At 45.8% G+C, this 7,689-nt stretch carries 8 protein-coding genes; 6 read left to right on the top strand and 2 right to left on the bottom strand.

Translation table 11 applies throughout. From position 1 onward, the window contains the following. On the bottom strand, positions 1 to 511 hold a 511-nt coding region (locus tag V7D75_RS08215), incomplete at its 3' end, for a pseudouridine synthase (RefSeq protein WP_333614174.1). A gap of 197 nt (positions 512 to 708) precedes the next feature. Here V7D75_RS08215 and V7D75_RS08210 point away from each other — a divergent pair. The 5 genes from V7D75_RS08210 to V7D75_RS08190 all read left to right on the top strand — a co-directional run bounded on the left by V7D75_RS08210 (position 709) and on the right by V7D75_RS08190 (position 4,967). After that, positions 709 to 1,305 (top strand): YigZ family protein, encoded by a 597-nt coding sequence (locus tag V7D75_RS08210; protein ID WP_333614173.1) that lies wholly within the window; start codon positions 709 to 711, stop codon positions 1,303 to 1,305. Between the two features lie 143 nt (positions 1,306 to 1,448). After that, the gene (locus V7D75_RS08205) at positions 1,449 to 2,510 is read left to right on the top strand and encodes a YheT family hydrolase (RefSeq protein WP_333614172.1); all 1,062 of its coding nucleotides are present in this window, start codon (positions 1,449 to 1,451) and stop codon (positions 2,508 to 2,510) included. A gap of 56 nt (positions 2,511 to 2,566) precedes the next feature. Further along, the gene (locus V7D75_RS08200) at positions 2,567 to 3,109 is read left to right on the top strand and encodes an acyl-CoA thioesterase (RefSeq protein ID WP_333614171.1); all 543 of its coding nucleotides are present in this window, start codon (positions 2,567 to 2,569) and stop codon (positions 3,107 to 3,109) included. A 191-nt stretch (positions 3,110 to 3,300) separates the two neighbouring features. Next, on the top strand, positions 3,301 to 3,678 hold the full coding sequence (locus tag V7D75_RS08195; protein WP_333614170.1) for a DsrE family protein: 378 nt from the start codon (positions 3,301 to 3,303) through the stop codon (positions 3,676 to 3,678). Between the two features lie 245 nt (positions 3,679 to 3,923). Further along, entirely contained in the window at positions 3,924 to 4,967 is a 1,044-nt protein-coding gene (locus V7D75_RS08190) for an NAD(P)H-dependent flavin oxidoreductase (protein ID WP_333614169.1), read from the top strand. A 97-nt stretch (positions 4,968 to 5,064) separates the two neighbouring features. On the opposite strand, the gene V7D75_RS08185 is transcribed toward V7D75_RS08190, so the two are convergent. Continuing rightward, the gene (locus V7D75_RS08185) at positions 5,065 to 6,018 is read right to left on the bottom strand and encodes an alpha/beta hydrolase (RefSeq protein WP_333614168.1); all 954 of its coding nucleotides are present in this window, start codon (positions 6,016 to 6,018) and stop codon (positions 5,065 to 5,067) included. A 369-nt stretch (positions 6,019 to 6,387) separates the two neighbouring features. On the opposite strand from V7D75_RS08185, the gene V7D75_RS08180 reads away from it, so the two are divergent. Then, a partial coding sequence (locus V7D75_RS08180; protein WP_333614167.1) for an MATE family efflux transporter occupies positions 6,388 to 7,689 on the top strand: 1,302 nt, incomplete at its 3' end.

The following is a 7,689-nucleotide window of genomic DNA, read 5'->3' as shown; positions in this document are numbered from 1 at the left end:
GGGTAGCAGGCTTGGTTTCTTCGTGGTCGCCTTCTAAGAGGATACCTTCAGCCACTTCTTTGACCGCATTGGCTTGCGCGTCGCTGTCCATGGGACTTGCTAATGTGAGCTCGTATATTTTAGCATGCTCATGTTTAGGGCTGGTCACGCGGTGCAACCAGCTGCCATCATCACTGATAAGTAGGGCGCCCGTGGTATCGACATCGAGGCGTCCTGCAATACGCAAGCTGCCAAGCTCAGGTACCGCGATTAGCTCGGTGACGATAGGATATTCCTTGGCTTTTAAAGAGCATTCAAAGCCTTCGGGTTTATGGAGCAAGATATAGCGATTGCCAGTCGCAACCGACAATGGCTCGCCCGCCCACAGTACTTCATCGTTGACGATATCGACATGCAGCCCTGGATCTTTGACCACCGCATCATTTACCGTCACTTCACCGGCGTGCAAAATTCGCTTTGATTCTTTGCGCGACAGCTCAGTGGCTTTACTTATAAATTTATCTAGACGCATACGCTTGACTACCATTCGTTTTATACTACCAATCTCGTATTAAAAGCCAACCATACAAGCACGGCTCTCGCGCTTGTCCGCTGTCTTAAACAGTGAGAAGTGGTACTATAATAAAAAATTAAATGAACACTGCGCCCAATACGGCAGGCAGTGAAAGTTAAGTAAGTTTACCATATCCAACCTATACCTGATGAAATATGAGCTATCAAACGCTAAAACATGCGGTCAGCACGCGCTTAGACATTAAAAAGTCTGAGTTTATTGCCTACGCCTATCCTGTTACCTCGCGCGAACAAGCAATGTTTCACGTGGAACAGCTTCGCGTAAAATATGCCGATGCACGTCATCATTGCTGGGCGTATATCATTGGCGACCCTAATAACACCACCAGCGCAGGTTTTGACGACGATGGCGAGCCTAATGGTACCGCAGGACGACCAATATTAAATGTCTTACAGCATAAATCTATCGGCAACGTCATTATTATCGTTGTGCGTTACTTTGGCGGTATCAAACTGGGTGCAGGTGGTCTAACTCGCGCTTATGCGGGTTCTGCGCAGGCGGCTGTTGATGAAATGGTTCTGCTACCCTACGTGCCGATGGCGCAAGTGCAAATAATCGCTGAGTTTGCCACCGAAGCGCAGTGTCGCTACGTGGTCGAAGATTTAGGCGGTCATATTGATGATGTGACTTATAGTAAACAAGTCACCTTGACCGTGACGCTTGCTGAAGCAGATATTGATCGTTTAAAAGAGCGGCTGGCGATGGATGGGCGCGTTCTAGAATCACTGTAAATTATAATTTTTGAGTAATCATTCGTTCACTGAGCGTTCACTGAAAAGCATTGGTTTTGGCAACCGCCGTCGGTATGATAAGGCATTAATTGTTAAAGACGATTTTAACGATCATTCATATAACCATTAAATAAGAAACCTTTATGCCAACATCGAAACCACATAAAACCTTTGTCCCTGCCCCTTTTAAACCGCCGTTTTGGCTAAGCAATCCACATCTACAAAGCATTTTACCCAAGTTTTTTGCTCCAAAAACGCCGACTTATCGCCGCGTGGTCGAAAAAGACTCCTTGGATGAAAGTGATATTGCCTATGACTTTTATGATGCGCACCCTATAGACGCCCAGTCTATAAACTCAGCAGAAAATGGCGAGCTTGAGCAAACGCCATTAATCGTATTGTTTCACGGTATGGAAGGCAGTAGCGACAGTCATTATGCGCGCGCGTTGGCCTATCAGATGCATGCGCAGGGCTGGCACTTTGTCGTCGCCCACTTTCGTAGCTGCGGCGGTATTCCGGCGAGCGGTCGCGTCTTTTATAACGCTGGTGACACCGGCGAGCTGCATCATATGCTTGAGAACTTGCGCAAAAACTTTGCCCATATCTATGCGGTAGGCGTGTCCTTAGGCGGCAATGCACTGGCGAAATATATGGGCGAATATGGCGACAAAGCGCTCTGTGATGGCGCGGCGGTGATTTCAGCACCTGTCGATATGTCGTCGGCGGCGCTTAGTATGCACAGCTTTTTGAGTCATCGTATTTATACCCCGTATCTGCTCAATCCCATTATCAAAAAAGCCTTGGCGAATGACATCACCAAAGATGAGATTGACTCCATCAAAGCCGTCAATCGTATCAGTGACTTTGATGATATCTTTACCGCGCCGCGCCATGGCTACCGCTCTAATAACCATTATTATCACGCCTCATCGGCGCTGCCTTATTTGATAAAAGTGACCAAACCTTTATTATTAATCAGCGCCAAAGACGATCCTTTCCTTGGGTTTACCGCCACGCCAAACGACGTCTCCGATACTGTCACGCTTTTAGAAACTGAGCATGGCGGGCATGTGGGTTTTATTCGTTATAACTCGGATAAAGACAAATCGACGCATCTTTATAAACAATCAAGGTTTGATATCAATTGGTTGCCTGAAACCGTCAGCGCTTATTTTGAGTCAATTGGTGTGTCGTCTAATAAATAATAGCTTCTAATAAACCCATCTTTACTCTTACCTCTTAACCCTTATGAGATTGCTCTATGTATCCATTTATTCGTTATGCCAGCACCATCGCTCGCGCCGCACTACAAGTAAAAAAGGGCAATACCTTAACGTTTAAAGATACCAGTGAGATTAGCTTTCGCTGTCGTCTGAGTGACATTGATAATTTCTTGGAGATGAATAATGGTCGCGTGCTGACCCTTTTTGATATGGGGCGTACTGACTTTGCCGTTCGTAGCGGGCTTGGTACACAGCTCTTAAAACAACATTGGGGTTTGGTGGTCGCTGGCAGTACCATCCAATATCGCAAACGAATTCGCGCGTTTGAAAAAGTCACGATGAAAACCAAAATCGTCGCCTTTGATGAGCGCTGGATCTATATTGAGCAATCGATGTGGGTCAAGGGCAAGCCTTGCTCCTCTGCCCTACTGCGTACTGGCGTCACTGAAGGCGGCAAGGTGATTGAAACTGCTCGTATATTGGCGGCGCTGAATCAATCTGATTTGGAACTACCGCCTAGCGGCTATGTAGAAGAATGGATCGTGAGTGATGCTGACCGTCCGTGGCCACCGCAAGCTTAAGGCCAATAACTCAACGGTTTTCGTAAGTTGTAAGCACCACCTCTTAACCAAGTAACCTTATAAGTACTGTATAGCTACTATTTACTAACAATACATTATATAAATAAGTATATTAAATGTTAGGATGGTAGTGAGTTTTTTACTCAACTGAATAATGTTTAAATAAAAAACAGTCTACTAAGGAAAACAATATGGTCAATAATACGGAATATGTCGGCACGCTATTTGATAATAGTGACTCAAACCCAAGCAAAATCACCTTAGCCTTTACCATGGCAGGAATTGCCCTGAAGAAAGGGCACTCTGCTTCCGTGATTTTGATGGTAGATGCAGTGCATTTGGCATTACCAAACGCCTTGGATGACGTCAATATTGGTGCGCCATTTGAGCCTGCGGGCGAATTACTCGAAGCCTTTATTGAAAAAGGTGGTCAAGTATTGGTCTGCGGCGCTTGTATGAAACATAATGGCGTTGAAGAATCAGCCATCGATAAGCGCTTTACGGTCATCAGTGGTGATGATGTGGTTGAGCTGCTAATGAATGCCAAAGGGTCGTTGCAGTTGAATTAAGCGTTTAAGCTAAGCAATAAGTTTAAGTAAATAGGTTGGTTTCCTAGTCGTCATTTTGATGGTTTGGAAGCTGACCTTTTTTTTATTTAATTATTGGGTGCTAACCTTAGAAAAACATCGCTTTTATAGTGAAAATCTACTGCTTTTATCGAATAACGAAATACACATTATCTAACACGCTCACCGTTCAGCTTTGCTAAAGTAAGTCATGCAAATCTCCTAATAAAATAACAAGGACGCCCGTCATGACCTTACTTAAGACCCTGAATTTAACTTATCCTATCGTGCAAGCGCCAATGGCAGGAGCAACCACGCCTGAGCTGGCGGCAACGGTCAGTAACTTTGGTGGCTTGGGGTCATTAGGTGGCGGGACGACGGCGCCAACGGTTTTAAATGAGCATATTAATACCCTTAAATCGCTCACCGACCGCCCCTTTATGATCAATCTAATGGTGTTATCCGAGCACGATTCTACTACTTTGGATAGCAAAATTCCTGCTTGGTTAGACGCGTATTATGAAAAAAACAACATAGACATGGCATTACCTGAACGCCCTGCGCTCAATTTCTCTGAGCAGCTTCAAGTGCTGTACGACAATCCCGTTCCTGTCGTTAGCTTCACCTTTGGTATTATCAGCGCCGAGCAAGTTCAGGGTTTAAAGGATTTGGGCACACGCGTTATCGGTACTGCCAATCATCCGTTGGAAGCGAAAGCATGGGCAGATATTGGCGTCGATGCGATCTGTATTCAGGGCTCGGAAGCGGGCGGCCATCGCGGTGGTTGGTTGCCTCAAAGCGCAAACGATCCATTGGGTTTATTGACACTGATTAGTCAAACGCGTGCTTGCACCGATATTCCTTTGATTGCAGCGGGTGGTATTATGACGGGGCAAGCGATTAAAGCGGTGCAAACCGCTGGCGCTGAGCTGGCGCAAATAGGCACGGCGTTTTTGACCACCGATACATGCGCTATTAATGATACGTATAAACAAGCGCTACTTGATGCCAGTCTGGGTAAGCGCAGTAGCGAGACATGTTTGACGCGACTGTTTTCAGGTAAGCAAGCACGCGGATTGTTAAATGGCTATTTGCGCGATTTTGGTCAATTTGAGAGCGCGCATGAGTTACCGCCCTACCCACAATTAAATGCCATGACCAAAAACTTGCGTGCTCATGCAAAAAATAACCTCGATGCCGAACATCAGTCTTTATGGGCAGGACAAGGGGTCGCGTTGGTCAGACAAGAAAGTACGCTTGAATTGCTCGAGCGTCTAGTAAAAGATTTATAACTTAAACGACTTCATTAAAATCTTATAGACAATAAAAGAAACACCAGAGCATCTGATGTTTCTTTTTTATTTTCAAACAAATACTTTTAACCAATCCCTAACGCTGCGCCTCTAATATACTTCTAAACGCTTTGTAATCGTCTGCCGTTTGTTCCACTGCCTCGATCATCGGTACGTGACCAATCTCTGGCATCATAATCACCTGCGCTTGCGGGATGATTTTTTTTATGAGATTGACTGTTTCAGGTTTGATGATCTGATCATTATCACCCCAAACGACGAGCGTCGGAATGTTATATTGGGCAATGATTTTGGCGCGCTCTTCGACATTATCGGTGACGATTTGCTCGAGGATTTTGGCGTCTAGCTCTTTATTTTTGATACGTTCTTGGGCAAACACCGCTTTGACCGATTTTGGCAAATATGGTGGCTTATACATGACAAAATCATACATTTTGTAGAAGTCTTCATTGCTCTTAATCAACAGCGGATTGTTCTCTAACGTCGCGCCTTCTAATGATTTAGGAGTGCCAGCTGACCAAAAACCTGCGCTATCGACGAGCCATAGACTTTTGACGTCTTTAGGATATTTTGCTGCGTAAGCTACACTGATAGCGCCGCCCATCGAGTTGCCGCCGACATGAATATTGGACGCCAACCCTTTGGCTTGCAGCAACTCATGTAAGCGCGTCGCTTGCGCCTCCGAGCGATAATCAGCGCTCATGGGTTTGCTCGACTCACCAAAACCAAGCAAATCAGGAATGATGAGATGATAGCCCTCTAACTGACGCGCGATACGGGTAAAGTTGTCTTTATTACCGCCAAAGCCATGAATGAGTAATAACGGCTCGCCAGCCACGTTGCCATTTTCGGCATAGACCATCTTATCGCCAGAGGCCAATGTCAGCGCTTTGATTTCTAAATCAGACTTATTGCGCTCATATTGGACAATCTTTTGGGTGGTATTGACCGCTAATTGATTAGGTGCGGTGGTACAACCGACCATAGAAAGACTAAAAAGCGCGGCAAGAGCTAGGCGTTTTAAGAGCATCGAAACATCCTTGTTATAGTTGGTAGATAGAGATAAAAAAGTTAAAATCGCAATCTTAGCATAAGACTATTAAAGGCTAGTTTATTTAGTCAACAATTTATCATAATATTTAAGCGCTAATTTCTTCATACAATCTGCGCTCTGCTTCTTCGACCTAGTAAGTGCCATATCGGTATGATAATTTTTTGTTATACGGCTTCGACCGTATTTTATTTATCATCGATTAATTTTCATCCTACTATCACCTATCAATACATTATATAAAAAAACGTTACCAGTCTAACCAAGATGCTATAGGCAAGGTCATCTATAATAAGGGTTTTTATGTCATAAAATACAGCCAACTTGGATGGCAAAAAAGGATAAACATTGAGTAAAACAACTACCTCTACTGCTAAAAGCCGTGACCTCACCCAAGGGTCGATTGCCAAAACCATGCTACTTTTCGCTCTGCCAACCCTTGGCTCATCAGCCTTGCAGTCGTTGAACGGCTCGATTAATGCCGTCTGGGTAGGTCGGTTTTTAGGGGAAGAAGCGCTGGCTGCGACGGCAAACGGCAACATCTTGATGTTTATCCTCATCTCCTTCGTTTTCGGTTTTGGTATGGCGGCGACTATTTTGATTGGTCAAGCTATGGGGCGCCGTAACGACACGATGGTGAAAAAAACCATGGGCACGGCGCTGGGTAGTATCATTCCTATCAGTATATTGGTGTCGGCAATCGGCTGGATATTTGCGCCGTTGCTACTTGAGCTGCTCGGTACGCCAGCAAGTGCGGTAGAGCTTGCCCTGACCTATCTGCGGATGATTTTTGTAGCCATGCCGGTCACTTTAACTTTTACGCTAATCATGATGGCGCTGCGCGGAACGGGCGACTCTACCACGCCGCTTTGGTTTATCATTATTTCGGTGATTATCGACCTGATTTTGACGCCGGTGCTGATTTTGGGTATCGGCCCCTTTCCTGAATGGGGTATCTTTGGCTCGGCTTTTGCAACTGCTGTCGCCAACGCGCTGGCGCTGATTGGCATGATTGTCACTATGTATTTGCGCGGTTCTGTGCTGACACTTAAGCTGCCCGAGCTGCGTTTTTTACGCGCAGACAAAGAGATTTTGAATTCGATGTTTTCAAAGGGTCTGCCGATGGGGCTGCAGATGATTGTTATCTCATCAGCAGCATTAACGATGCTATCGCTCATTAACCGCGAGGGCGTACAAACCACGGCCGCTTATAGCGCAACGCAGCAGCTTTGGACCTATGTGCAGATGCCAGCAATGGCGCTCAGTGCAGCTGCCAGTGCCATGGTTGCGCAAAACATCGGTGCCAATCAATGGAACCGTGTGGCGGGCATCACGCGCTGGGGGCTTATCTTTAACGTGATATTGACGGGCGCTATGATTGGGGTATTAAGCATTTTTGATGAGACTATTTTGGAGCTATTCCTTGGTAGTGACAGCGCTGCAGTGCCGATTGGGCGCCATATCCAGTTGATGGCGACATGGGGCTTTATCTTTTTTGGCATCGCGCAAGTATTCTTTGGCACCATGCGTGCCAACGGTTATGTGGTTTGGCCGCTAGTCGTCATGGTGATTTCGATGTATCCTGTGCGCCTTGGCTTTGCGTTCGGGCTTTATCCATTCCTTGGAGCCGATGCGCTTTGGCTATCGTTT

It is taken from the genome of Psychrobacter sp., assembly GCF_036731945.1.
Lineage (GTDB): Bacteria > Pseudomonadota > Gammaproteobacteria > Pseudomonadales > Moraxellaceae > Psychrobacter.
This window is presented reverse-complemented; position numbering and strand designations above follow the sequence as displayed.